Raw genomic sequence first — 22510 nt, forward strand, 5'->3', positions numbered from 1 at the left:
CTGGGTGGGACGAGCACCGCCGTCTGCTACCTCCGGATCCCGGGCTGAATCAGTCCCACACCAAGTGAAGCCCTTGGATCCCTGTTTGGCGGTTCCGTTGGCGCGGTTCATAGTGAGCATCCCACTGGGTTGAGAGGGGATGTTGCCTCGGAACTCGGGGCTACCGAGCAGGTGCCTCTGGGCCGAGCTTGTGCCAGCGCGGCGACCTCCCGGAGGGCGACCGAGCGAGGTTGTGGTTCCGGGGTTCGTGCCGGATCCATCCTCCCGTGCCGGTGGGTGCTCAGTCGTAGGAGATGAACTCCACCAGCTCCCCGACGCGGTCCTCGGGGTAGGAGCGGGCGATGTCGGCCTGGCTGACCATCCCGACCAGGTCGTGGCCGTCGATGACAGGCAGCCGCCGGACCTTGTGCTCCTTCATGGTGGCGATGGCTTCCTCCACGGAGTCGTCGGCGCCGATGGTCACCGGCTTGCCCTCGCCCAGCTCCCCGGCCTTGACCGTGCGGGGGTCCCCGCCGGTGGCCAGGCACTTGGTCACGATGTCGCGGTCGGTCACCACGCCCTTGAGCCGGTTGTCCTCCCCGCAGATCGGCAGGGCCCCGACGTCGAGGTCCTTCATCTTCCGCGCTGCTTCCTCAAGCGTCTGGTTCTCCCCGACGCACTCGGCGCCGCCGGTCATGATCTCGCGTGCAGTGGTCATGGTCGTTCCTCCTTGACGAGTTGCCTGGTTTAGGTCTGGGACGGGGGCGCCGGGCATCCTGCGGTGCTCATGCCGACAGGTGCAACCTGGCCATGTTGTGGTCTGGGAGCTGTAGGGACAGGGCTGGTGCCGGCCGGTGGTCGCGCAGTCCGTTGGGCACCAACAGCTCGACCGGGCTGGACCCGCCCATGGCCTCGTCATGGTCGATGGCCCAGCGCAACGATTCCACCGCGACGGCCTCGATGTGCGTCGCGCAGGTGAGGTCGATGCTGACGGTCACCGGCGGGATCAGTGTCCGGGCCCGGCGGAGCAGCGGGTGCAGGGCATGCTGGTTGGCCTCGGTCAGGCACCCGGTGACGGCAAGACGCACGTAGGCGCCGTTCAGGTCGATCTGGACGAGCACGGAGAGCTTGTGATCCATGGGGGAGCATCCTTCATCGCATGCACTGAATCTCACGGCCGTCTGCTCGACCTCCACCCAGGGTAGGAAGACAGTGACTGGGATCACAAGGATGTGTCCGCCGACCGGCCCACATTTCGCCCACCGACGGATAGGACCACCTCCACGTGCGGGTGTGTCCCGATCAGCAGGACGTCCGAGGTGTCTGCCTCGAAAGGGGCTGATGTGCGCAATGGGCAGCCGCACTGGTCAGCAGGGCGCGCCTGGCCCCCGGCCGTGCCGCCGTCGATGGTTGAGGTCATCGGCGCTGAGGAGGAGGGCCGGGCAACGAAGGATCGCAGTGGTTCCGCACCGGAAGCTGTTGCGGCGGGCGCCACTGTGGTGGCCGAGTCCGTGCTGTCCCGAACACCACCAGGCCGGTACCACGGCCGGGCCTGCCGCCCCCGTGTGGAGGCGGTGGGCCTGGCCGCGGTCCCAGATGTTCCGGGCCGGTGGCGGCAGGGCTGCTGCCGGTCACCGGGTGCGGGTGCTGCGGCGGAACGCGCCCAGGACGGCGGCACCCACCGCCAGGGTCCCCAGCGCGGCCGCTCCGGTGATCCCGTTCGCCCCGGCGCTCGTGGCCGCGGCCTGCACGCCGGTGTCGGCCGGGCCTTCGGGCACCGTCATCTGGGCGGCCACGACCTGGCCGCAGGCGATCGGCACGTCGGTGGCCAGCGGCAGGGCCGGGTTCATCGGATTCACCGCGCCCTGCGCCGCCGCGGACAGGGCCGCCGGGTCCGCGCCGTGGATGTTGATCACGGCGTTGCCGGCCTGCAGGGCCTGAAGCGTTGCGGCGTCCACGGTCATGGTCCGCTCATAGGTGTAGGCCTCCCCGGTCGGATACCGGTCGGCCGCTGCACCGGAGGTGGGGGTGGTGTCACCGGCCGTGGTCAGGGACACGGCGATCGGGCCCGCGTAGGGTGTGCCCTCCATCGAGTCGACCACCCCGTCCCCGTTGGCGTCAGCCGTCGGGGGAGCACACACCCCCTGGCCCCCGATGTGGATGTGCTGGGCGTGGGCGTACGGAATCCCCTGCAGCACGGCGGGGGTGTCGGAGACCTCGACGGTGACCGTGGCCTGGTCCCCGGTGACCTGCACCATCGCCGTACCGGCGGCGGTGCTGTTGTTGACCGGGGCCAGCTGGGCCTGGAAGGACCAGGTATCGGCCGCGGCGGCAGGGCTGAGGGTGAGGGCGGCCGCCCCCAGGGCAAGAGCGGGAGCAGCAAGCAGCGTCGTCTTCTTCATGGGATCGACCTAACCGTGAGAGACCTGAAGGGTCGGGGTGTGAGATGAATCACAGTCTACTGATGATCATGATCTGGTCGAGACCTCGGGGATGGTTTCCTCCCGGGACCGGCCCTCGTGGCGGCGGCACCGGCCCGGAGTGATCGCCGCCCCGAGGAAGCAAAGCGATGGCAGAGTGCCCGGCTCTGACGCAGGTGCGGGGTCCGGAACGATGCTTGTCCCGGACCCCGCCTTGTGCGGCGGCTTATTCCTTCTTGAGCTTGTCCTGGACGGCTCCGGCGGCCTTCTCCACAAGGTTGGGCTCCTCGGTGGTGCCGTAGAAGCGGGCGTCGGGGTTGGTGAGCGGCGGCATGGGCACCCCGACCATGGGCTCGTCCCGGTAGCCGAAGCTGCCGTTGCCGTCGGGGGTGGGCCCTGAGCCCCTGGAGCGATCGGGAATCGGGTGTCGGCACTGGAGGTGGCAGCTAGCGTGGGAGCACACGACCTTCAGCCATCGACAAGGAGCACCACCCCATGAGCGGCACAGCGAAGGCGAGCCCGGACGAGAAGGAGAACAATGCTTCGGCGGGAAAGTTCTCCGAGGAGGAGCGTGCGGCCATGAGAACGCGGGCGGCGGAGCTGAAGGCCGGGGCGCGATCGGGTCGTGGTGCGAAGAAGGCGGCCGCCGACGAGGCGGCGGTGCTGGCAGCGATCGCCGCGATGGCGTCGCCGGACCGGGAGCTGGCCGAGCGCGTGCACGCCGCCGTTACCGCTGCGGCTCCGGAGCTGGCCCCGAAGCTATGGTACGGCCAGCCCGCCTGGGCCAGAGCGGGGAAGGTGGTCTGCTTCTTCCGCAGCGGCCAGGGGGACAAGGAGCGCCACTCGACCTTCGGGTTCAGCACGGCGGCCCACCTGGACGACAACAGCGGGATGTGGCCGACGTCCTACGCCCTGACAGGGCTGGACGAGGCCGGTGAGGCGGCGCTGCGGGAGCTCGTGCAGAAGGCCGTGAGCTGAGCACGGCCGCGGCCCGTTCGGCGCGCCTCATCAGCTGCCCGGCGCGCCGGGAGCCTGACGACGGATCGGATACGCCCGGTGAGCGCCGTCACGGCCCTCACCGGACTTGTGAGATCGGACGGTGCGGCGGCCGTGCAGGTCAGGCACGGCGTGGGCGGGGCAGAGGCCCTATCCGGCTCCCGTTGGCGTGGATCCCCGTCGCCGCCGACGCTCTGCCGTGCCGGCGGTGCCGCGTGGGGCCCCCCGACTCCACCGCGGGCACCGTGCCGATCACCTGACGCCGTGAGCGTAGGCAAATGCATCGGGGGCGGACAGTCGCAGTTGAGGGGGCGGGCGTCCTTTCCCGGCCAGGCCTCTCGATTCGTGCTCTCAGAGCCGGGTGTGCAGGCGGTGCAGGAAGGCGGCCATCGCATCGCGGTGGACCGGAGACAGGGAATGGAAGGAGGCGGTGCCGTCACCGGTGTCCCAGCCGGTGGTGATCCCGGTCGAGGCCAGCCAGGCCATTTCGGTGTAGTGCTCTTGACCCGGGGCCACGTCGGTGAACGGGGAGACTGCCGGCGCCTCGAAGGCCGGGGTGCCAGCGTAGCGGTAGAGGAACGCAGCCATCGCATCACGGGCCACCGGAGCCAGCGGGCGGAAGCTGGCGGTCCCGTCGCCGTTGTCCCAGCCGGTGGCGATCCCGGTGCTGTGCAACCAGGCGATTTCCGTGTAGTGCTCCTGACCGACCCGCACATCGTGGAAGGGTGAGACCGCCGGCGCCCGGAAGTCGGGGGAGCCGGCCAGGCGGTAGAGGAAGGCGGCCATCGCATCCCGGGCCACCGGGGTGGTGGGGCGGTAGGTGCGGGTGCCGTCGGCCTGGGCCCAGCCGGTGGTGATCCCGGAGGCGTGCATCCAGACCATGTCCGGGTAGTGCTCCTGGAGGTGGATCAGGTCGGCGAACGGCGAGGGTGCGATGCCCAGAGCCGTACCGATTTCCAGGCCCCGCCCGTTGGGCAAGAGGGCAGCCGTGGCCACCAGGCGTTGTTCGATCTGGGCCGGGGTGGCGGTCGGGTCCTGCTCGCGCAGCAGCGCCACGGCTGCGGCCACGTGCGGGGCGGCTGCGGAGGTGCCGGCGCCGTGCACGACGGTGCCGGTGCGGGGGGTGGTGGTACCGGTGTTGGAGGTGGAGAGGATCTTTTCCCCGGGGGCGTAGAGGTCGACCGTGGGGCCGTGGTTGGAGAAGGACGCCCGCCGCCCGTCGGTGCCGGTGGCTCCGACGGTGATGACGTGCTCGCAGTTGCCCGGGGTGTTCAGTGAGGCGTCGACGTTGTTGTTGCCGGCGGCGGCGACCACCGGGACCCCGCGGGAGACGGCCTCGTCGATGGCCAGCTGGTAGAAGTAGTCGCAGGTCTGCGCCGCCGAGCCCAGGGACAGGTTGATCACATCCGCGGTCCGCTCCGCCGCCGGCACTCCCGCCACCGGGGCGCCGGCCATCCACAGGATCGCGTCGGCGACGTCGGAGAGGTAGCCGGCGTTGCAGGCCCCCAGCGCCCGGCCGATTAACAGTTGCGCCTCCGGGGCCACCCCGGCGAGGTCGGTGCCGTTGTTCGTCGCCGCGGCGGTGATCCCGGCCACGTGGGTGCCGTGCCAGCTCGACCGCACGTCGGAGCTTCTCCCGCAGGTCACCGCCGTGCCGTAGTCGCCGGGGTCGTGGTAGTCCGGATCGCGCCCGTCCCCGTCGTTGGAGGCGGAGGGCTCGGCGATGAAGTCGTAGCCGCCGACCACCTTGGAGGATAGGTCCCGGTGGTCGGTGATGCCGGTGTCGATGACCCCGATCACCGTGGCCCTGCCGGTGACCTTCGACCACGCCGCCGGGGCCTGGACGGCCGGCAGCGACCACTGCTCGCCGTAGCGGTCGTCGTTGGGTAACCTCACGCCCACGACCCGCAGGTCCGCGGTGGCGCGCACCACGGCCGGGTCGGTAGAAAGCTGCTCGGCCAGTTCCTCCACCTGCGCGACCGGCAGCTCCTGGCTCAGCTCCACCACGGAGGCCCCGGCCACGGTGGTGCCCAGCACCTCGGCCTCCTCGGCCCCGGGCACCTCAGCTGTCTGCGCGGCGCGCTCGACCACCTGCTCCCGCACGGCTTCGGACGGGGTGCCGGTGTACTGGACGATGATCCGGTCGGTGGGCAGCTCGAGCGCCGGCACTGCGGATGCCGGTGAGGGGATCGTCTCCACGGCCGTGACCGGCGCCACGGCTATCAGTCCCACCAGCAGGGCGCCGGCCACGGCCGCAGCCCTGACAACGGTCCGGTGTGCACCACGGTACGGTTCTCCCACGAGATGCCCCCGCTCTCCCCGGTGGCGCCCCCAGCCCCACTCCCCGATTGGTGTATGCAAATCTATGGTTCCTGTGTGCTGTTGCACACCCGGACCACACAAGAGCGGACGAGGCTCACCGACGCGTCCTGGGTGCAGACGAGCGCACCTACAGGCGCAGACGTGCCACTGGTGACCAGCGGGCCTGCCTCCTGGGAGCCTGCTGACCCGGTCGGCGACGCTTTTTTTCGGGGAGAGCGGGCCAGGGCCCAGGAGTGGGTCGTCGCCGGACTGGTACCGGGTGGTCCACGCCTGCAGCACCGCCCAGGCCACAGCGGTCAGCGGAACGGCCAGCGCCGCCCTCGACGCCGCCCTGCTGCTGATCCCGCGCGTCGGCTTCCTCCCTCCGAGGGATCCGCGGGTGCTGGGCACGATCGAGGCGGTCCAGCGGGAGCTGACCGAGGACGGCTTCGTGCTGCGCTACCGCCCCGAGGAGGTCGACGACGGCCTGCCGGGTGGGGAGGGAGTGTTCCTGGCGTGTTCGTTCTGGCTGGTGGACGCCCTGGCCGGGGCCGGACGGCGGGCCGAGGCCGTGGCGCTGTTCGAGCGCCTGCTGAGCCTGCGCAACGACGTCGGGCTGCTCAGCGAGCAGTGGGACCCCCGTGCCCGGCGCCAGCTGGGCAACACACCGCAGGCCTTCAGCCACTTCAGCCTCATCGGCAGCGCCATGCAGCTGCACCACGGCCGCGCCCACCGCAGCAACACCGCCATCCCCTCCCACGCCCCGGCACCGGTCACCACCGGAAGCATCACCTGAGCCACCGCCTCGATCACATCCTGAGCCGCCGCCTCACCCGTCAGCCGAGGTTGTGGAGGCTGAAGGCCGCCAGGAAACCCAGCGTGGCGATCAGCCCCGAATACAGGGCCGCGGACTCGAAGGCCTCAGGGATCATCGTGTCGGTGATCATGGCCAGGATCGCCCCGGCAGCCAGGGCGTTGACGAAGGCCAGGGTGGTCGGGGCGGCCCCGTCCAGCAGCAGGTACCCAGCCAGGGCCGCCAGTCCGGAGGCGACCGCGATCGCCCCCCAGATCCCGAACACGTAACCGGGGCCGCGCCCGGCCCTCTTCCACCCGGCGGTGCTGGAGAGCCCCTCCGGGACGTTGGAGATGAACACCGCCGCCAACAGGGGCAGGCTCAACCCCGGGCCGGTCAGGAAGCTCAGTCCCAGCACCATGGACTCCGGCACCCCGTCCAGCAGGGCTCCGACGGCGATCGCCCCGCCGCTGCTGCTGTGCTCGGCCTGGGAGGGCTGCTGGGTCCCGGAGCGTTTGCGGTGCCGGGCCCCGTACCGGGCCAGCACGACGTTGAGCCCCACATAGACCACCGAGCCGATGAGGAACCCCCCGGCGGTGGCCGCCAGCCCGCCCTCGGTCACGGCCTCCTCGACCAGCTCGAACGCCAGCGCGGAGATCAGCACCCCGGACCCGAAGGCCATGACGAGGGCCACCACCGGCACCGGCACACGCACGAACCACGCGAGAGCGCTGCCCGCCAGCAGCGCTCCTCCGGCCAGAAGCCCTGCACCACCGGCGGCCACCCATTCAGGCACGGTCCCTCCTCACCGAGATCAGCACCATGCTGACAGTAGGGGGGTCCCCGGTACGGCCGTCAACCCTTCCATGATGGCGGCCGGTCACCACCGCAGCAGGAACCGGGCCGGCGACCCCTTCCTGCGTGCAGTGCTGGCGGGCGCGGGAACCAGGCGTCGCGGATTGGGTGATGAGGGGCCCTTCCGGATCCTCCCGGGGCGGACCCAAGATGGGGAGCATGGATGCTTGTGGTGCCGAGGACACCAGGCGGGCCATGATCGGCACCGCGCTGTTCGCGGTGGCGCCGCTGACGGCCGGGGTGGGGATCCCCTGGGCACTGACCCGGTGGCGGTCCCGGTCTCCGGTGCCCGGTGGCCTTCCGGCCCGGGTGGCCGGGGGAGCTCTGATGGTTGCCGGAGCGGCCGCCGTCGCCGATTCCTTCCGGCGCTTCGCTGTGGAAGGGCTCGGCACCCCGGCCCCGGTGGCCCCGACCCGGCACCTGGTGGTGACCGGGATGTACCGGCACGTGCGCAATCCGATGTACGTGGCGATCCTGGCCATGGTCACCGGTCAGGGGCTGGTGCTGGGCCGGCGGACGCTCTTCGTCTATGCCGCGGTCCTGGCCGTTCCGGTGGTGGTCTTCGTCAAGCTCTACGAGGAGCCGACTCTTGCCCGGACCTACGGCGGGCAGTACCAGGCCTATCGCCGTACCGTCCCCGGCTGGTGGCCCCGGCTTACCCCGGCCCGCTCCGGCCCCTGAGGTGCCGGCACGGGCTTCGCCGTCCGGCGTGCGCTGCGCGGGCACTGTCCCACCGTCATTCGGGGGACGGTGCTGTCCCAGGGGGCGGAGTCTTCTCCTGGAACGGGTGGTCCTCGGGAGACGGCGGACCCGTGTCCGCGGCGGCACGAAGCGTGGCGCGGGGGCAGGAGGCGAGACCGGGGCATGCGATGCAGCTCATTGTTTCGGTGCGGAGCCGGTCCAGGTCCACGGCGTCGCCCTCGTGCAGACCGTTCTCCCGCACCCAAGCCCGGGCGGCGTACCACACGTCGTCGCAGCCGTACTCGGTGTCAGGGCGGGCCGCCCCGAGGCGGGTCTGGGCCGGGTGGGCGGGGTGGTCCCCGGCCAGGGAGAGCACGGCGACCGGGACGGAGCCCAGGCCCACCTCCCCGCGGACGGCGACGATGGTCCGCCCGTGGAGGGCGTCCCCGGGGTGCAGGTCCCACGCCCGGGGCACGTCGGTGCAGTCGGTGGCGGCGGGCGGAGCGGTGAAGCGCTCCGGGGCCGGTGGCAGGGACTCCACGGTGACGTCCGGCAGGTCGTGGTCCGCTTCCGGTTGAGGGTTCATCACGGTCCTCCTTCACCGATAGCCGTTGCTCCGTTGCTCCGGGCGGTACGGGCCACGGGAATGACGCCTCTGACAGACCGATCCCGCAACCGCTGCCCGGGACAGCATGCTTTCCCGAGCATCCCAGGAGATCCGTTCGCAAGGAACCACGGGAGCATGTGTTGCACAGGTCATCGATGGAGGCCTCCGGCCGATGCCGGGCGGGCCAGTCGTGTGAGTAGCTGCTCCGGGAGCATGGTGGCGAGGATTTGCCGCCCCGACCGAGCCATGGACCCGCCTGCGGAGGATACTCGTGGTGGGTGCGCCCCCGGCCGGGCGGCCGGTGGACTTCTCAGGAGAACCTCCTCACTCCGGCCGGGTTCGGGACCGTGTCCGAGCCTGGGCGAGGGCGTCGGCGGCGCGGATGAAGCCGAGGTGGCTGAAGGCCTGGGGGAAGTTCCCGGCCAGCCGCCCGGTGGCCGGGTCGTACTCCTCCGCGTAGAGGCCGAGGTCGGTGGCGTAGCCGGTGAGCTGGTCCAGAAGAGCTTGGGCGTCGTCGACCCGCCCACTGCGGGCGTACTGCTCCACGAGCCAGAACGTGCAGATCAAGAACGGGTACTCCTCGCCCTCGAGCCCGTCCAGCCCCGCCTCGGTACGGTAGCGGTGCACCAGACCGGATTCGTGCTGCAGTTCCTGCTCGATCCTCGCCACGGTCCCGAGCATCCGCGGGTCGTCGTAGGCGATGAACCCGGTGTGGGGCAGCTGCAGCAGGGAGGCGTCGACCTCGGTGTTGGAGTAGGTCTGGGTGAAGGAGTTGAGCTCCGCGCTGTAGCCGTGCTCGAGGATCTCGGCGCGCAACCGCTCGCGCAGCTGATGCCACCGCTGCACGGGGCCGTCCCAGCCGTTTTGGTGCACGGCGCGGATCCCCTGGTCGAAGGCCGCCCACATCATGACCCGCCCGTGCACGAAGTACGCCGGTTCCCCGCGCATCTCCCAGATCCCGTGGCCGGGGCGGTCGTAGTTGTGCTCGCAGAAGCGCAGCAGGTTCTTCTGCAACCCCCAGGAGTACTCGTTCTCGGCCACCCCGGCCTCGCGCAGGGCGGCCAGGGCGAGCATGACCTCCCCGACGACGTCGTCCTGGTACTGGTCCACGGCGCCGTTGCCGATCCGCACCGGGGCCGAGCCCTTGTAGCCGGCCAGATGATTCAGCTCGGCTTCGGGCAACTGGCGTTCCCCGGCGACCCCGTACATGATCTGGAGGTCCTCGGGGTCTCCGGCCACCGCCCGCAGCAGCCAGTCGCGCCAGTGCAGGGCACCGTCGGTGAAGTCGTGGGCGAGGAGGGTCTCGATGGTGAGGGCGGCGTCGCGCAGCCAGGTGTAGCGGTAGTCCCAGTTGCGCACCCCGCCGAACTCCTCGGGCAGGGAGGTGGTGGGCGCGGCGACGATGCCCCCGGTGTCACTGTTGGTCAGCGCCCGCAGGACCATCAGAGACCGCAGCACGGCGCGGTCGTGGTCGTTGTGGGTCGTCACCCGCGCCGACCACTGCCGCCAGTACCGAATGGTGCGCTCCAGGGCCTCGGCCGGGTCTTCGGGGGTGGGCGGGTACCGGTGGGACTGGTGCCAGGTGAGCACCCAGTCCAAGGACTTCCCTGTGGTCAGGGCGAACACCCCGGTGAGCCGGTCGGCGACCGCCCCCTGGTAGTCGTCGGGATGGCCCTTGGGCGAGGCCTCGTGCCGGGCGGCCATGCCCTCCTGTGGTTCCACTTGTTGAGCCTCGTGGGGGTGCAACAACGGCCCGGCCAGCAGCAGCCCGTCGGGTCCGGCCACCGAGAGCAGAGCCTGCCGGCCGTGGACGTCGACCCGCCGGGTCCAGGGCTTGGCGCGGGCGTAGTCGAAACGGATCCGCAAGTCGTGCTCGACCTCCACCCGGCCGGCCACACACGCCACCCGCCGGATGAGGTCGGCCTGGTTGTTGCCCGGGGGCAGGAAGTCGGTCACCACCACCGTGCCGGTGGGGGTGACCCAGGTGGTCTCCAGCACGAAGGTGCGCGGCAGATAGCGGCGGGAGAGGACCTTCCCGTCCACCGCACTGATCTTCCAGCGCCCGTCCTCGGGGCCGCCCAGCAGGGCGGCGAAGACGGACGGGGAGTCGAAGCGCGGGAAGCACAGCCAGTCCACGCTGCCCTCACGGGACACCAGGGGCCCGGTGTGCAGATCCGACAGTAGAGCGTAGTCCTCCAGCGGTGTGGAGGACATCCCTGCGTCTGTGCGCATGGGCTCATTCCACCATCCCCGCCTGGGATTGACCCATCAAGGAGCGGCACCCCCAGCCGGTCGGCTCCCCAGGCGGTAGAGGGTCAAGCGCGACCGAACCTCGCCTGTCGAGATGCCCGTAGTAGCGCGAGCCCAGGACGGGAGCCAGGTGGAGTGGGGAGGAAGGTCTCAGACACGTCGGCGTCCGGCGACAGCCCCCCAGATGAACAGCACAATGAGCGCGCCCACCACCGCGGTGATGATGGTGCCGATGTCGAAGGGGGACTCGAGGTCGCCGATGCCGATCAGCGATCCAAGGAAACCGCCGACCAGGGCCCCGATGATGCCCAGCACGATGGTGACGAAGATTCCCCCACCTTGCGAGCCCGGCATGATGAGCTTGGCCAGGGCACCGGCGATGAGCCCGAGGATGATCCAGCTGATAATTCCCATGACGTCTCCTGAAGATGTCGAGCAGATCGCAAGGATCGCGGTGACGGGGCGGAGCGGAAAAGTGTGTTCCGTGGCGCTGGTGCTGGGTCTACGGCGATGCTAGCGGACTCTCCCGCTGTTCGTCTTTCACGATCGTGTATCAGCTGATGGGCTGAACCGGTTCCCTGCCGTTCCGGAAGGTTCTCTGCGGCGGGGAGCGGGAAGACGGTGGGGGTGCAAGGTGCGTCGGTGATCTGGTGCGGTGCTGCTGGGACGGGGGGCTGACAACGAAGGGGATTGCCGGGGGAACCTGTGAGGGATGTTCTCCCGATCAGGGCAGGGTAGCGCAGCAGGGTCGACCAGGCCGGTTCTGCAGGCCGCGTGGATGTTCAGGGCGGCCGGTACGTTCTCTGGGCTCAGGAGGAATCCCGATGGCACCGTCAGCCCACCCGACTGATCTGCCGCGGGGTCCTGAGCCGGCCCGCGCCCGCCGTGGCGGGGCGGACCTCTCCCCGGTGGCCGGTGCAACGCGGCGGGCCCCGGGGGGAAGACGGCCTCGTCACCCCCACCTGGCAACAAGAAGGCGCCCCGGCGCTTCCGATGTCGGCGGTGTTGGGAGTGGGGCGGAGAGGTTGGGGCGGGCCGGTGCTCTGTTGCTCCTGGCCTTCGGCCTGCAGATCACGGTTGTTGGTGGCCTCGCCCACCTTCTTCTGGGCGGCGGCCCCGGCGGCGGTGTCCGCGGCGTGGTCGATCTTGCCTGCCAGGCCCCCAGGAACTTCTCTGGAGCGGGTGAGCAGGTGTCCCCAGGGGAGGTCCGGGACCACGGTGAGGGATCCGCCGGGGACCTCGCCCCCGGCCGGGGTGCGCGCAGGGACGACCCCCCGGCCCATCGTGACGCTCAGTCCGTTGTGGAGGTCAGGGGGCGGCCCGGCCGTGGGTCGGCACCACGGGCACCGCAGCGGCGAGAATCACGGTGTGGTTGCGGTCGCGTTGCTGGCGGATCACGATCGGGATTTGCGCTTCGCAACGCGTTGCCACGCGGGGCGGGAGGCAATCACTGTGGTGAAGCAGGGGCCGTGCGGGCGAGGAGCTCTCCGGTTCGGCCCCGGGGGGGAAAGCACCATCGCGGTTGCAGGCGGCCACTTCTTCGGTGTCCGGTCGTTCTGGGAGCCCGGTCGAAGGAGGAGCGATGTTCGGCATCACATGGCGTCTGCGGGTAGCGGCGATCGCCATCGGGGCCATGGCGGTGACCGGCGCGGTACCACCGGTTGCCGCAGCCGTGCAGTCCGTGCAGCCGGTGGCCCCGGCTCCCACCGACCGCCTGCCGGATCTGGGCATGGCCCCGCTGACCCGCTTCTCCCTGGACACCACCTCGGTGCCGGGCAGGCGGCTGCTGCGCTTCGAGACGGTCATCGTCAATGTCGGGTCCGGGCCCTTCCAGCTGCAGGGCCGACGTCCCAACCCCGGCACCGCGACGATGACCGTCGCCCAGCGCATCTACAACTCCGCCGGCGGGCACCGTGATGTGCCCACCCGGGCGTCGATGTACTTCGCCGGGGACGGGCACGCCCACTGGCACGTGCGGGACCTGGAGTCCTATACCCTCACGCGCCTGCGCGGCGGGAGAACCGTCCAGACCGGGGCGAAGCACGGATTCTGCTTCTACGACTTCCGCGGGCACCAGCTGTCCCTGAAGGGTGCTCCGGCCAAAGCCCGGTACACCCACTGCGGGAAATCGACGGACCTGGCGGTCACCATGGGCCTGTCCGTGGGCTGGGCGGACGTCTACCACTCCACGCTCCCGGACCAGTACCTCGACGTGACCGGGCTGAAACCGGGGAAGTACCGGCTGAACGCGACGGCCGACGCCGAGAACTGGTTCGCGGAGCGCAACGAGAAGAACAACTCCACCTGGACGGAGCTGCGCATCACCGCCAACTCCGTGAAGGTCCTGTCCCAAGGACCGGCTCTCTAGGTGAGCCGGCCGCCGCACCGGACCGTGATGGTCTTCCGGTGCGGCGGCCGTGCCGGTCAGGTGCGGTGTGTGCGGTGGAGAGGCCCTTGCGGGCTGCCGTTGGTGCGGGCCTCCCTCCGCACCCACGCTCTCCGGACCGGTGGTGCCGTGTGGAGCCCCCGACTCCGCCGCGGTCACTGCGCCGACTGCCTGACACCGTTAGCGTAGGCAAATGCATCGGGTGCCGGACAGGCCCTCTTGAGGGGACGAACGGGCCGGGGCGGAACCACCCGGGGCCGGGGGGCCTCAGAGCCCGGGTGCCGGCGGAGAGCGGAACGCGGCCACCGCCTCCCTGGCGACCCGGGCCAGCCGGTGAAAGCTGGCGGTCCCGTCGCCGGCGACCCAGCCGGTGGCGATGCCGGGCTCCTGCAGCCGTGGCATCGACCCGGTAGCGGGGCATCTCGAGCCAGACGTCCTGGCGGAGGGGATTCCTATGCCCGGACCGGGGTGAGCGGGTGGGCGTTGACCGCCACGGAGAGCTCTCCGGGCAGCTCGTCGAGGTACTGGGAGGTGGTGTGCACCGTGGTGTGGCCCAGCAGCTGGGCGACGATCTTCACGTCCCAGCCCTCGGCCAGCATCAGGGTCGCGGCGGTGTGGCGCAGCCCGTGCGGGACCACCGCCCGCGCACGGGCGGGATCCGCGGCCCGGGTGCGCTTGACCGCCCGCTCGAGCAGTCGTTCGATGTCGCGCACCGCCAGCCGGCGCCCGGTGGGGGAGAGCAGCAGCGGGGCCGGGGCGCCGGTGCCCAGCCGTGCCCGGTAGGCGGTGATGAGGTCCTCCAGCCAGGGTGGGAGAGGCACGGTGCGCCAGGTGCGGCCCTTGCCGTAGATCTGCAGCGACGCCGGGGCGGTGGGTGTGGCGCGGGTGAGGTGGTCAATGTCGAGGGCGACGATCTCCCCGGCCCGCAACCCGAGCACGCCCATGAGTCCCAGGGCGATGGCGTCGCGGTCGTGGTGCGGATTGGACTTCGCGTCCCCGGGCCCATGGACGAGCAGCGCCTTCGCCTGCTCGAGGTCCAGAGAGGTGCGCTCCACCCGCAGCTTCCCCTCGTCCTTGGGCTCCATCTCGGAGGTGCGCATGGGGGAGACGGTGGCCCAGGACTGCTCCACGCAGTAGGCGAAGAACCTCGACAGGCTCCGGCGCATCCGCAGGGTCGAGCCCGGGGCCTTGGCCTCCTCATCCGTGGCGGCCATCCGCTTCCGCGGATCACCCACCACATCGCCCGGGGTGGCCCTGCGGCGGTGGTCGGTGGTGTTGGCGTAGGCCAGCAGGACCTCGTCGACGTGGGCGCCGGTGACCGACTCGGTGGTGTGCTCACCGGCCTGAGGGAGAAGTTCGAGGAAGCGGTGCAGGTCCACGGTGTAGTTGGTCACGGTGGCCGTCGACAGCCGGCGGATCATCGCCCTGCGCCGGCAGGACTCCAGGTAGCGGCCCACCGCCTCGGACAGCGGAATCTCGGTCGGGGTCGGCGGCAAGGCCATCGCAGCACTCCTTCGTGCGAGGTGCGATCACCACGCTTGGTCAGCTCACGATCAGGCCGCGGATGTTCGCCGCCGTTGCCGGGGCGCCCGTGCGCCTCTGCATGCAACAAGGAGCTCGACCGCGTTCTCGGTCACGATAGGCCCGGCAACGAGCGGGGGAGCGGCATCCTGGGGTGCACGGCGTGTCGTTTTATTTACCTACTACGACACGACAGCGGAAGAGGGGCGGCCTCTGCCGGTCAGGGCATTATCTGATGGGTCTGAACATGCCGCGCCGACGGGTCGGCGGATCCTAGTGCAGGCGCGCCGCGCAGTCCGGCTGCTCCGGGACGGGGAGCTATCGGCCGGAATGAGGGAGAACCCGATGGCGCAGCTGGGCGGCGTCGGAGAGGCGGGCCCCGTGCCGCGCAGGCGCCCTTGAATCACGGCGATGTCATCGCTGGTGCGGAGCCGGATCGGGTCAGCTTCGACCTCTGCGATCTCGCCACCTACCTGGGAGACGGTGCGGAGGTCGAACCCCCTTGCATTTTCAGACTATGACCCAGCAGGGGGCTTGCCGCAAGACCCCCGGCGGGGCGAAGAATGGTCGGCCTCAGCCACATCCCGCCGCAGTTCAGAGGGGTGCTGGGTGAGGCCACGCAGTCGGGGACGCGGTCTGCTGTGCGGGCCTCTGGAGTGAAGGGTGAGGGTGTCGTGTTCGAGGTGATCATCAGCGGGGGCGGGCCGAGCGGGATGATGCTGGCCGGAGAGTTGCGGCTGCACGGGGTGGAGGTGCTCGTGCTGGAGAAAGACCCGCAGCCGTCGGCGCTGGTCCGCTCCCTGGGGCTGCACCCGCGCAGTCTCGAGATCCTGGACCAGCGCGGGCTGCTGGAACGCTTTCTCGCCCGCGGGCAGCAGTATCCCGGCGGCGCCCGCTTCGCCGGGATCGACAAAGACTGGCCGGCGGGGCTGGACACCGCCCACGGCTACGTTCTGGGCATTCCGCAACCGGTCACCGACCGCCTGCTGGCCGAACGCGCCGCTGAGCTCGGCGCGCAGATCCGGTACGGGGCCGAGCTGGTGGGACTGGCCCAGGACGCGGACGGTGTGACCGTCGAGCTGGCCGACGGGGCACGGCTGCGCGGCCGCTGGCTGGTCGGCTGCGACGGCGGGCGCAGCCGGGTGCGCCGGCTGGCCGGGATCGGGTTCCCCGGCGAACCCGCCACCACCGAGTGGCTGCTCGGCGAGGTGGAGGTCACCACCCCACCACAGGAGCTGGCGGCGGTAGTGGCCGAGGTCCGCAGGACGCACCGGGGGTTCGGCATCGGCCCGGCCGGCAACGGGCTGCACCGTGCCGTGGTGCCGGCTGCGACCGTGGCCGAGGATCGAACGGTCGCCCCGACCCTGGAGGAGCTCCGGGTACAGCTGCGCGCCTGTGCGGGCACCGACTTCGGGGCGCACTCCCCGGCCTGGCTGTCCCGGTTCACCGACGCCACCCGGCTGGCCGAACGCTACCGCACCGGCCGGGTACTGATCGCCGGCGATGCCGCCCACGTCCACCCGCCCCTGGGCGGGCAGGGGCTCAACCTCGGGATCCAGGACGCGTTCAATCTCGGCTGGAAACTCGCCGCCCAGGTGAACGGATGGGCTCCGGAGGGGCTGCTGGAGAGCTACCACACCGAACGCCACCCGGTGGCCGCCGAGGTGCTGACCACCACCCGCGCCCAGTCCGAGCTGATCTCCCCCACCCCCGGCCCACAGGCGGTCCGCCGGCTGCTGAGGGAGCTGATGGACATCGAGGAGGTGAACCGGGTGCTGGTCGAGAAGATCACCGCCATCGGCATCCGCTACGACGTCGGTGAGGGACATGAGCTGCTCGGCAGGCGGCTGCGGGACCTGTGCCTGGGACGGGGGCGGCTCTACGAACTGATGCACCAGGGCCGCGGACTGCTGCTCGACCGCACCGGGGTCCTTTCCGTGGCGGGGTGGGCGGACCGGGTCGACCACGTCGTGGACACCAGTGCGGAACTGGAGGAGATGGGTGTGCCGGCGGTGCTGCTGCGCCCGGACGGCCACGTGGTGTGGGCCGGTGATGACCAGGCGGGTCTGTGCGACCACGTGCCGAGGTGGTTCGGTGCCCCCGCTACCGTTCCCGCCCTTGTGGCGTGAGCGGGGCGCTTTCTGTTTCGTCCATACCGGCCTCTGCCGGCGAATGAGAATGAAGGGACGCAAGAGGGATCACGCGCCTCACGCAGTGACCGACGGGCGAGGAGGCGTCGGCGGGGGCCACCCGCAGCGCACTGAGTGATCCAGTCAGCTCCGGCTCCTGGCGAAGGACGAGCCGTATACCCCAAGGCGTGCAGCTGATGGAGGGCGCCTCGGTCTCCCGGGTCTATGGGCAGGAGGTCCGGTCCCAGCGTGCTTCGTCAGAGACGATCCCTTGACCGAGGTTGGTGCCCTGTGACCTGGTGAACTGGACACCGGCCTTGACCCTTTGCCCGAACGCGCCGTCCTGTTGCGCGTTGTTCGAGATGTTCTGACCGGTGCAACTGGCTCTGTCGGAGGCGTCCGCGGCAGCTGGTGCGGCACTGATGGCACTCCCACAGATCGCCAGGGCGGCAGCCAGCGTGGCAGTGCCCAGTTTCGATGTCCACTTCTTCATGATTCCTCCTGGAGTCCGGGCGGTGGGGCTCCAACCTAAAGCCAATAAGGGCGCATGAGAACAGGTGCCGGGAGAAGGTCCCGATGTGACTCCAGTGAGGAAGCGGCGCGCCCGAGGGCCAGGATGCGTCGCACGCTGGGCATCAGAGAACACTCTGGGCTTCTAACGGGCCTCCTGTTGCTGGTCTGCGCCGGCGCGGTGGTGCTCCGTCGATCAGGAGCAGGGCACTCGGGCCGGGGTCAGAACGAGCTGTGATGGATCGGGCCGGGGTGGGAGTAGCCTCATGGCCTGCCCGCCTGCGAAGGGGGCCGCAACCATGCACGGCTGGAGCAGCCGGAGCAGCCGGAAGCGGTCGCCGGCGTGCTCACCGTCGAAGGAGGACCCGCGTGCCCGATCACCCCGTGAGCCCTCACCGCCGCGCCCCGGAAGGCACTGGCGGTGAGCTGGACGAGGACCGCTTCCTCGGCGACCGGGACCTCACCCGCTGGCCCTCGGTGCTGGGCCGGTGGATGGTGGGACTGGTCCACCGCATCAGTCGTGTGCTGGGACCCCACCTGGCCCTGGTGCTGCTGTTGGCCGTCGGTGCGGCGGTGGCGGCCACGACGACCTGGCTGGCCTCGGAGACCTACGAGGCCGTCACCGAGGCCGACGGCGTCGCCCGCCTGGACCACCCGCTGCTGCAGGCCATGATCGGGGTGCGCTCTCCCTGGCTGGACACCGCCGCCACCGCCTACACCGACATCGGCGGAGTGATCGGGATGCCCGTGCTGGCCCTGACGATCATGACCACCCTGGCGGTGCGGCGACGGTCCTGGACCCCGGTCATCCTCATCACCGCCGCCGGAGCCGGGTCCTTGCTGATGACCGTGGCGGGCAAGGACCTCATCGGGCGCACCCGGCCACCCCTGGCCGAGGCGGTCCCGCCGTATGAGTACTCCCCGTCCTTCCCGTCCGGGCACACCCTCAACGCACTGGTGATCGCCGGGATCGTGGCCTACCTGCTGATGCTGCGCCAGCACTCCAGACGCACTCGAGTCCTGGCCGTGATCGTGGCCGCGGGGTTCGCGCTCACCATCGGTCTCAGCAGAGTGTTCCTGGGCCACCACTGGTTCACCGACGTGCTGGCCGCCTGGCTGCTGGGGGCCGGCTGGCTGGCGGTGGTCATCACCGCCCACCGGCTCTACCTCACCGTCGTGGCCCGCACCGTCGACCCCTCCGCCGGGACCGGGCGGCAGGCCAGGGCGGGACCCCTCACCGATTCACCGGACAGCCCTTAGCAGACCCGAATCAGCACCCCCTCGCGCTCCTGCCAGCACACGATGATCTCTATCCCCGTCCCTGCGGTCATGGGATCGTCCTCGGCAGCCGGCACCGTGATCGCTGGCGTGCGGCAGTCCCGCAGCCGGGGGTTCTCCCTCGAGAGGCCGGCTCCGGCCTCTCGATGCTGGACCTCAGGTGAGAACGCGCGCCTGGGACAGGTCGGTGACGTCGGTCTCCACCAGCTGCCACCCCTGCTCGTCCCAGTGGCCGAGGGGTGCGTGGTCGGGCAGGAGCTTGGCGCGGACTCCGAAGGAGCGCAGCACCGCGCGCATCGCGTCGTCGACGGTCAGGAACGGGCGATCGGCGATGAAGCCGGTCACGGCGCTCTGGAACGCGGTGTTGTCCACCCTCCAGAACGTCTCCAGGTGCTCCTGGCGGATCGCCAGCACCGCGGACACCACCTCCTCCGGCGCTACGGCACCGAGCAGCTTCTCGACATCTACCGGCTGCACGTAGTCGCTCTCCACACCGTCGGCGACCAGGGCCTGCGCTCCCCCGGCGGCCTCCACCAGGGATTCCAGGTAGGAGCTGTCCAGCGTCTCCGGTGCAGGTTCTGGGGCATGGGCACTGGGTGGGGTGGGCAGATGTTTTCGGGCGGTCGACTGGGTGGCCATAGCGGATCCCTTCCTCGTCGGTTGCTGGCGGGCCGGGTCCTTCCAGGCTAGGCCGGTGCCCTCAGAGACGGCTGGGAGCTCCAGGAGGCGAGGAGCAGAACGCCACGACCGGGGGGTTCGCCTCCCCCGCACGCGGCCCCTGGCCGGCCGCCGCAGGGGTCACGACCACGGATCCCTCAACGCTGCGCGGAGGCGGCCAATCGGCGCAGAAGGGGTTTCTCCGCCCGGGTCGTCCACCAGTGTCGCCTCCGAACCCTCCCCAGAGCACAAAGTGGTCTCAGAAGGGGCCAACCGGTTCACGCAGGGACGAGGCGTCGCGCTGAAGACCGTCAGAATCGCCCGTGACTCTCGGGTCCGGGTGGGCCGTGGTGATCAGCGTCCAGGGACGGGCTCAGGGGGAGAGCTTCAGTCCCAGGACGCCGCCGATGATCATCAGCAGGAACACGACCTTGAGCACCGACAACGGCTCTTCGCCGGTGGCCATCGCGTAGACGACGGTGAGCACCGCACCGATGCCCACCCACACCGCATAGGCGGTGCCCACGGGCAGATCCCGCATCGCGTAGGCCAACCCGGCCATGCTCGCGACCAGTGCTGCGGCGAACACCACGGACGGGCCGAGCCTGCTGAAGCCTTCGGAGCGGCCCAGTGCGGTGGCCCACACCGCTTCGAGGACCCCGGAGAGCACCAGAACGAACCATGACATGACAGCCTCCTGCGGGCCGTCTTGTCGCGCACCGGGTACAGCACCCCTCGTCCGGGAGCCCACGATCCAGGGCTCGACCTCACGTTCCCACACCCGCTCACCCGGGGCAACGTCAGACCCATCACCACCGCCCCGCAGACCGGCGAACCGCAACGACGCCGTCCACCGCACCTCACGATCGGCAGAACGGCTCCTAAGATCGAACCCGGGCCGGTGGAACACCGGTCGTGACCGTGCGACCAGCAGGCACCAGGGCCCTACCCGGTGCCCGCACAGTTGCGACCGGGGACGGTCGGGAAGGGAGAGCCGATGCTGCGCGTGGTGATCCCGTACCTGTACTGGTGGGTACGTGTGGGCTACCGCTTCGGCCATGGCGCAACGCACTGGTTCCTGCGCCCCATCCCCATGTCGCAGCTGGTGCGGCACCAGCTAGCCGGGACCGTGGCCCTGCTCCCCTACCTTCTGCTCGTGTGGGGCTTCACCTGGGCCTTCGACTTCACCTGGCGGGCCGACGTGATCGCCGCCTTGATCACCGCAGGCATGCTGCTGGTCGTGCACCGGGTGGAGGTGAATCGTGCGGGCATCGGACGTTGAACGCTTCTACTCCCACGTCCTCAAGGGCCCCCACCCCGGGTCGTGCTGGCTGTGGGTGGGTGCGATCAGCGACGACGGGTACGGCCGGTTCTGGATCGGCACCGCCGGTGGTCAACGAGCCGTGGCCGCCCACCGCTTCGCCCTGGCCACCGTCCACGGCGGGCTGGCCGCGATCAAGGGGATGACCGCCCTGCACTGGTGCGACGTCCCGCTGTGCGTGCGCGCCTCCCTGGAACCGACCACCCACCTGCTGCTGGGCACCCCGGAGGAGAACATGGCCGATAGGGCGCGCAAGAACCGGATGCCCTCCCCCAACGCGGTGAAGTGGCGACGACTGTCCCGGGCCGAACGCTCGGCCCGCTCCCGGGGCCTGCGCGATGCGCTCAAGACCGGCGGCTGGGACGAGGACCTGGTGCGCGAACTGGTCCACGGCATCGACCCGGACCACCCCACCCTGTTCTAGGGCCTGCCCGTCGTGGCCTTCGCCGAGTCACATGCCATCGGCGCTTGAGCTCCCAGCAGTGATCACGCACGACCGTTTCTACTGCAGGCCATGAACCGGGACCTCATGGACCGAAGCCTTCTGCGGGGACCTCCACGCGGAGGGGCCAGCGGCCGGTGACCTGGTGGAAATCAATGGCCCGCAGCAAGGGCGACATGTCGTAGGCACTGGCGTTGATGCTGAACTTCACGCCGTGGACGGACTTGACCGTCAAGAACTGCTGGCCTCTGAGCATCCCCGAGCTGTAGTGGGCGATATCGCTGTAGGCGATGACGTGCTCGGTGCCGAGCACGCTGCGGAAGGCCACCTCGTAGTCCCGGGCAGCCACGTAGAAGTTGCGGTACATCGCCACGAAGGCCATCCCGCCCATGAAGATCGCCACCGAGGCGATGCGGGCGCCCAGAGGTGAGCCGGGCGTGAAGAAGGACAACAGCCCCATGAGCAGCCCCACGCCCAGGCAGAGCCAGCCGAAGATCGGCAGCACCTTGGGCATCCGTACCCGCTCCGGGTACTCCTTGGACCGGTTGGGGTGCTTGCGCGCCCACCAGGCCACCGTGGCAATCGCCAGGGTGATGAACGCGGTGAGGAGGAGCTTCAGGATGAGCGCAGTCGACATGCCCCCAGCGTACGGTCGTCTTCACGCCTGCTAACGGATGGTAGGGGTCCCATCGCTGCGTCCTGTGTGACCCGCGGCGATGCGACGACGTGATCCGCAGGACAGGTACTAGGACGACACCGGCACGGTGGGCGAGCTACACGCTCACGGGTTCGGGCTGAGCAGCCGGCGCCTCCTTGCCGGCCATCTGCGCGTCACCGGTGGTGCTTTGCTCCGCACCGCCCAATGTCGCCTCCGACGTCTCTTTGAGCAGGGCGCGCACCTCGGCCGCAGAGAGCTCGAGCCTCTGGCCGATCTCGGCCACTCCGGCACGCTCACCCTTCATGGCCGCCACCACCTGTGCCTGCGCGTGCCTGGCCTTCGCGGCGTCCTGGACGGCCTTGGCCCGGATCTCCGCCATGCGCTGCTCGGCGCTGTGCATAATCTGCTCGGCCTCACCCACCGCGAGGAAGAACTCCTCCCCCAGTTCCAACAGGCGCTGCTCCCGGGCCATCGACTCCGCAGCTGCCCGGCGGGCCCGCTCCCGCGCCTCGGTCTTGGTCGCACTCTTGCGCGGCGCCATTCCCCACCCCTCCGTGTTGTGAACATGTTCATCACCATTCATGCACCACTCCCCCCACCGGCTCTGTAAAAGTCGCGGATGCGGGCGCGCCGTGGCCGGCGCGGCAGTGCTGTGAGGTGGGTCAAGTCCATTTGCGTGGTGTAACGCGGTCAACGCGTGATTCTTGGGATGGTCAGGCGCTGAGG

General features: G+C 70.3%; 22 protein-coding genes, 1 pseudogene and 1 riboswitch. Of the genes and pseudogenes, 8 read left to right on the top strand and 15 right to left on the bottom strand.

The window, feature by feature from the left end:
- Positions 1-280: 280 nt before the first annotated feature.
- From IEW07_RS19185 to IEW07_RS19200, 4 genes are all read right to left on the bottom strand, one after another.
- Positions 281-697 carry a CBS domain-containing protein gene (locus IEW07_RS19185; RefSeq protein ID WP_188540167.1) on the bottom strand — a complete coding sequence of 139 codons (417 nt, stop codon included), beginning with the start codon at positions 695-697 and terminating at the stop codon, positions 281-283.
- Positions 698-764: 67 nt separating this feature from the next.
- Complete coding sequence (locus IEW07_RS19190) at positions 765-1118, bottom strand: hypothetical protein (protein ID WP_188540168.1); 354 nt, start codon at positions 1116-1118, stop codon at positions 765-767.
- A 492-nt stretch (positions 1119-1610) separates the two neighbouring features.
- Complete coding sequence (locus IEW07_RS19195; protein WP_188540169.1) at positions 1611-2381, bottom strand: CHRD domain-containing protein; 771 nt, start codon at positions 2379-2381, stop codon at positions 1611-1613.
- Positions 2382-2625: 244 nt separating this feature from the next.
- On the bottom strand, positions 2626-2748 hold the full coding sequence (locus tag IEW07_RS19200) for a hypothetical protein (RefSeq protein ID WP_371870250.1): 123 nt from the start codon (positions 2746-2748) through the stop codon (positions 2626-2628).
- A 146-nt stretch (positions 2749-2894) separates the two neighbouring features.
- Between IEW07_RS19200 and IEW07_RS19205 the strand changes: the two genes are divergently transcribed.
- Complete coding sequence (locus IEW07_RS19205) at positions 2895-3377, top strand: DUF1801 domain-containing protein (RefSeq protein ID WP_188540170.1); 483 nt, start codon at positions 2895-2897, stop codon at positions 3375-3377.
- Positions 3378-3746: 369 nt separating this feature from the next.
- On the opposite strand, the gene IEW07_RS19210 is transcribed toward IEW07_RS19205, so the two are convergent.
- Positions 3747-5645 (bottom strand): S8 family serine peptidase, encoded by a 1899-nt coding sequence (locus tag IEW07_RS19210; RefSeq protein WP_188540171.1) that lies wholly within the window; start codon positions 5643-5645, stop codon positions 3747-3749.
- 382 nt (positions 5646-6027) lie between these two features.
- Between IEW07_RS19210 and IEW07_RS19215 the strand changes: the two are divergent.
- Positions 6028-6492, top strand: a pseudogene (locus IEW07_RS19215) (glycoside hydrolase family 15 protein); the annotation flags it as partial.
- 40 nt (positions 6493-6532) lie between these two features.
- Here IEW07_RS19215 and IEW07_RS19220 read toward each other — a convergent pair.
- The gene (locus IEW07_RS19220; protein ID WP_188540172.1) at positions 6533-7285 is read right to left on the bottom strand and encodes a ZIP family metal transporter; all 753 of its coding nucleotides are present in this window, start codon (positions 7283-7285) and stop codon (positions 6533-6535) included.
- A gap of 218 nt (positions 7286-7503) precedes the next feature.
- Between IEW07_RS19220 and IEW07_RS19225 the strand changes: the two genes are divergently transcribed.
- Positions 7504-8025, top strand: coding sequence for a methyltransferase family protein (locus IEW07_RS19225; protein WP_188540174.1), 522 nt, complete (start codon positions 7504-7506; stop codon positions 8023-8025).
- Positions 8026-8080: 55 nt separating this feature from the next.
- On the opposite strand, the gene IEW07_RS19230 is transcribed toward IEW07_RS19225, so the two are convergent.
- The 3 genes from IEW07_RS19230 to IEW07_RS19240 form a co-directional block, all read right to left on the bottom strand.
- Complete coding sequence (locus IEW07_RS19230) at positions 8081-8611, bottom strand: hypothetical protein (protein ID WP_188540176.1); 531 nt, start codon at positions 8609-8611, stop codon at positions 8081-8083.
- Positions 8612-8956: 345 nt separating this feature from the next.
- Complete coding sequence (locus tag IEW07_RS19235; RefSeq protein WP_188540178.1) at positions 8957-10864, bottom strand: glycoside hydrolase family 15 protein; 1908 nt, start codon at positions 10862-10864, stop codon at positions 8957-8959.
- A 168-nt stretch (positions 10865-11032) separates the two neighbouring features.
- Complete coding sequence (locus IEW07_RS19240) at positions 11033-11296, bottom strand: GlsB/YeaQ/YmgE family stress response membrane protein (RefSeq protein WP_188540180.1); 264 nt, start codon at positions 11294-11296, stop codon at positions 11033-11035.
- 1168 nt (positions 11297-12464) lie between these two features.
- Between IEW07_RS19240 and IEW07_RS19245 the strand changes: the two genes are divergently transcribed.
- A complete protein-coding gene (locus tag IEW07_RS19245; RefSeq protein WP_188540182.1) occupies positions 12465-13250 on the top strand; it encodes a lysyl oxidase family protein in 786 nt (261 codons plus the stop codon).
- A 470-nt stretch (positions 13251-13720) separates the two neighbouring features.
- On the opposite strand, the gene IEW07_RS19250 is transcribed toward IEW07_RS19245, so the two are convergent.
- Positions 13721-14770: a tyrosine-type recombinase/integrase gene (locus IEW07_RS19250; protein ID WP_188540184.1), complete on the bottom strand. Its 1050-nt coding sequence runs from the start codon at positions 14768-14770 to the stop codon at positions 13721-13723.
- A 693-nt stretch (positions 14771-15463) separates the two neighbouring features.
- Between IEW07_RS19250 and rox the strand changes: the two genes are divergently transcribed.
- The gene (rox, locus tag IEW07_RS19255) at positions 15464-16918 is read left to right on the top strand and encodes a rifampin monooxygenase (protein ID WP_188540186.1); all 1455 of its coding nucleotides are present in this window, start codon (positions 15464-15466) and stop codon (positions 16916-16918) included.
- Positions 16919-17141: 223 nt separating this feature from the next.
- Here the strand turns inward: rox and IEW07_RS19260 are convergent, their stop codons facing one another.
- Positions 17142-17411, bottom strand: a complete 270-nt coding sequence (locus IEW07_RS19260; RefSeq protein ID WP_188540188.1) for a hypothetical protein — start codon at positions 17409-17411, stop codon at positions 17142-17144.
- Positions 17412-17797: 386 nt separating this feature from the next.
- On the opposite strand from IEW07_RS19260, the gene IEW07_RS19265 reads away from it, so the two are divergent.
- Positions 17798-18688, top strand: coding sequence for a phosphatase PAP2 family protein (locus IEW07_RS19265; protein WP_229741985.1), 891 nt, complete (start codon positions 17798-17800; stop codon positions 18686-18688).
- Between the two features lie 174 nt (positions 18689-18862).
- Here IEW07_RS19265 and IEW07_RS19270 read toward each other — a convergent pair whose 3' ends face one another.
- Positions 18863-19345, bottom strand: coding sequence for a hypothetical protein (locus IEW07_RS19270; RefSeq protein WP_188540192.1), 483 nt, complete (start codon positions 19343-19345; stop codon positions 18863-18865).
- A 391-nt stretch (positions 19346-19736) separates the two neighbouring features.
- Entirely contained in the window at positions 19737-20051 is a 315-nt protein-coding gene (locus IEW07_RS19275; protein WP_188540194.1) for a DMT family transporter, read from the bottom strand.
- A 10-nt stretch (positions 20052-20061) separates the two neighbouring features.
- Positions 20062-20129: riboswitch (guanidine-III (ykkC-III) riboswitch) on the bottom strand.
- Between the two features lie 231 nt (positions 20130-20360).
- Between IEW07_RS19275 and IEW07_RS19280 the strand changes: the two genes are divergently transcribed.
- Both IEW07_RS19280 and IEW07_RS19285 read left to right on the top strand, forming a co-directional pair.
- Entirely contained in the window at positions 20361-20645 is a 285-nt protein-coding gene (locus IEW07_RS19280) for a hypothetical protein (RefSeq protein ID WP_188540196.1), read from the top strand.
- Positions 20626-21108: a hypothetical protein gene (locus tag IEW07_RS19285; RefSeq protein WP_188540198.1), complete on the top strand. Its 483-nt coding sequence runs from the start codon at positions 20626-20628 to the stop codon at positions 21106-21108. Before IEW07_RS19280 ends, IEW07_RS19285 begins: the two co-directional genes overlap by 20 nt.
- A gap of 103 nt (positions 21109-21211) precedes the next feature.
- On the opposite strand, the gene IEW07_RS19290 is transcribed toward IEW07_RS19285, so the two are convergent.
- Both IEW07_RS19290 and IEW07_RS19295 read right to left on the bottom strand, forming a co-directional pair.
- The gene (locus IEW07_RS19290) at positions 21212-21763 is read right to left on the bottom strand and encodes a hypothetical protein (protein ID WP_229741986.1); all 552 of its coding nucleotides are present in this window, start codon (positions 21761-21763) and stop codon (positions 21212-21214) included.
- 136 nt (positions 21764-21899) lie between these two features.
- Positions 21900-22325 (bottom strand): hypothetical protein, encoded by a 426-nt coding sequence (locus IEW07_RS19295; RefSeq protein WP_188540200.1) that lies wholly within the window; start codon positions 22323-22325, stop codon positions 21900-21902.
- Positions 22326-22510: the final 185 nt, after the last annotated feature.

It is taken from the genome of Kocuria dechangensis (assembly GCF_014636775.1).
GTDB lineage: Bacteria > Actinomycetota > Actinomycetes > Actinomycetales > Micrococcaceae > Kocuria > Kocuria dechangensis.

Coding starts and splice junctions, on each gene's coding strand:
- IEW07_RS19195 (WP_188540169.1), bottom strand. CDS start 2,381: ATGAAGAAGACGACGCTGCTTGCTGCTCCCGCTCTTGCCCTGGGGGCG.
- IEW07_RS19270 (WP_188540192.1), bottom strand. CDS start 19,345: ATGGCCACCCAGTCGACCGCCCGAAAACATCTGCCCACCCCACCCAGT.
- IEW07_RS19260 (WP_188540188.1), bottom strand. CDS start 17,411: ATGAAGAAGTGGACATCGAAACTGGGCACTGCCACGCTGGCTGCCGCC.
- IEW07_RS19240 (WP_188540180.1), bottom strand. CDS start 11,296: ATGGGAATTATCAGCTGGATCATCCTCGGGCTCATCGCCGGTGCCCTG.
- IEW07_RS19295 (WP_188540200.1), bottom strand. CDS start 22,325: ATGGCGCCGCGCAAGAGTGCGACCAAGACCGAGGCGCGGGAGCGGGCC.
- IEW07_RS19205 (WP_188540170.1), top strand. CDS start 2,895: ATGAGCGGCACAGCGAAGGCGAGCCCGGACGAGAAGGAGAACAATGCT.
- IEW07_RS19190 (WP_188540168.1), bottom strand. CDS start 1,118: ATGGATCACAAGCTCTCCGTGCTCGTCCAGATCGACCTGAACGGCGCC.
- IEW07_RS19235 (WP_188540178.1), bottom strand. CDS start 10,864: ATGCGCACAGACGCAGGGATGTCCTCCACACCGCTGGAGGACTACGCT.
- IEW07_RS19230 (WP_188540176.1), bottom strand. CDS start 8,611: ATGAACCCTCAACCGGAAGCGGACCACGACCTGCCGGACGTCACCGTG.
- IEW07_RS19250 (WP_188540184.1), bottom strand. CDS start 14,770: ATGGCCTTGCCGCCGACCCCGACCGAGATTCCGCTGTCCGAGGCGGTG.
- IEW07_RS19185 (WP_188540167.1), bottom strand. CDS start 697: ATGACCACTGCACGCGAGATCATGACCGGCGGCGCCGAGTGCGTCGGG.
- IEW07_RS19245 (WP_188540182.1), top strand. CDS start 12,465: ATGTTCGGCATCACATGGCGTCTGCGGGTAGCGGCGATCGCCATCGGG.
- IEW07_RS19275 (WP_188540194.1), bottom strand. CDS start 20,051: ATGTCATGGTTCGTTCTGGTGCTCTCCGGGGTCCTCGAAGCGGTGTGG.
- IEW07_RS19290 (WP_229741986.1), bottom strand. CDS start 21,763: ATGTCGACTGCGCTCATCCTGAAGCTCCTCCTCACCGCGTTCATCACC.
- IEW07_RS19280 (WP_188540196.1), top strand. CDS start 20,361: ATGCTGCGCGTGGTGATCCCGTACCTGTACTGGTGGGTACGTGTGGGC.
- IEW07_RS19225 (WP_188540174.1), top strand. CDS start 7,504: ATGGATGCTTGTGGTGCCGAGGACACCAGGCGGGCCATGATCGGCACC.
- IEW07_RS19200 (WP_371870250.1), bottom strand. CDS start 2,748: ATGGTCGGGGTGCCCATGCCGCCGCTCACCAACCCCGACGCCCGCTTC.